This window comes from Candidatus Hakubella thermalkaliphila (assembly GCF_013281975.1).
In the GTDB taxonomy this organism is placed as follows: domain Bacteria; phylum Actinomycetota; class Humimicrobiia; order Hakubellales; family Hakubellaceae; genus Hakubella; species Hakubella thermalkaliphila.
In genome coordinates, this window is the sequence record NZ_BLRZ01000224.1 from 1 (window position 1) to 1,619 (window position 1,619).

Annotated in this window: 1 protein-coding gene; it reads right to left on the bottom strand. The window is 46.1% G+C overall.

Going from position 1 to position 1,619, the window contains the following annotated elements:
* Positions 1-170: 170 nt before the first annotated feature.
* Entirely contained in the window at positions 171-1,283 is a 1,113-nt protein-coding gene (gene dnaN, locus HW443_RS11095; RefSeq protein ID WP_176238213.1) for a DNA polymerase III subunit beta, read from the bottom strand.
* Positions 1,284-1,619 lie beyond the last annotated feature (336 nt).

Consider the following 1,619-nt stretch of genomic DNA (forward strand, 5'->3'; position numbering starts at 1 on the left):
TTGACCTCAAAATCAGACCTCATGTAGGAGTAATTCCCCACCTTGGGCAAAATGCGCTTAGTTTTTGGACACCCTCCTTATGTGTTTAGCTGACTTGGCTCTAGGGCTCCAGGCTCCAATATAGGAAGCATTGCAGCCACGCTGGCGCCCTTCCCCTTTAGCACAAAGGTCTACCCTGTTCTCACCGGCATGATCAAATACAGGAAATTATCATCGCCCCTGGGTTTTAGGAGGCCCGGCTTTAGTGCGCTATCCATCTTAAACTCCACAATCTCCTCTTTAATGCTGGCAAGCCCGTCTAAGAAAAAGGTGGGATTAAAGGCTATTTCCCGATCCTCCCCACTATATTGTATGGGGACCTCTTCCCTGGCCTGACCAACCTCTCTGGTGCTGGCTGAGATAATTAACCGATTAGGAGTGAAAAAAAATCTCACCGGTGTATTGTTCTGGGCCAGAGTGGCGATTCTTCTTACTGTCTCTTCAAGTTGGGTTGGCGGTAATTCAATGACCGTAGTGTATCCACTCGGGATTAATTGCTGGTAGGGAGGATACTTTCCAGAAATTAACCTGGTTATTACGGTATGACCATTCATATCGAAACGCATTTGATTGCTGGCGAAGGCTACCCGAAGAAGTGGCTCGCTGTCCTTAGGGTTTTCTCTTGGCTGCATACGGCTGACTTCTGTAATGGCTTTGGCTGGTACGATTACTTCTTCCTCGGATACCTCGGAGTCTATATTGGCTTGACTCACCGCTAAGCGGTAGCTGTCAGTGGCCACCATTTTTATTTTCTTATCTTGAAAGTGAAGGAGAATTCCAGTCAGAACAGCTCTGGCCTCGTCCGTAGAAGCGGCCCTCACCACCTGTCGGGCTAAGTGACTAAAGGTCGATAGCTTTAGGGCCACCGTCCTGGCGCCTGTAATTTGAGGGAGTTCTGGAAAATCAGCCGGGCTTAGAACCCTAATGTCAAACTCGGCGTTTTGGCAGGTGATGTTAACACTGCCTTGCTCGGGCATAACTTTTACTACCACGGCGGCCCCAGGAAGACTTTTTAAGATATCCACTAACAGTCTGGCCGGAGCGACTGTCTCGCCTGTCTCTACAATATCTCCATTTACTTGTGTAATTATACTCATCTCAAGATCTGTGGCTATCAAGGAGATAGTTTTAGCCGCCGTTATTTTTATACCAGAGAGGATAGGAAGAACACTTTTAGTCGAGATAGCCCTGGATGCTATGTGGACTTTTTCTAGTAACTCTTGTTTTAAACATCGTATCTCCACTTTTTCCTCCTCGATCACTAATAGTGTTATTTATAATCTCTTTTAGTAAGAATAGTAAGCCGTGTGGAATCTGTTTATACATGGAACCACCGTAAACAGCGAACAGATAATGGCCATGTGGAAATTTTTGTTAACAAAGGGCGGACTTCCCAACAACCCCCACTACGGGTAGAGGAAAAGAAAGTTTTTAACAAGAGCCTATAACCATTTTCACAAAAATCTCCCCTACCATCGTCCCCTGTATTATACTGACTTCGAAATAATGGACGGACTTTCATGTCTCTCCCTTGAAAATAACATAATTTTCATGCGACGTGGTGCGCCGCGGTGCATGGG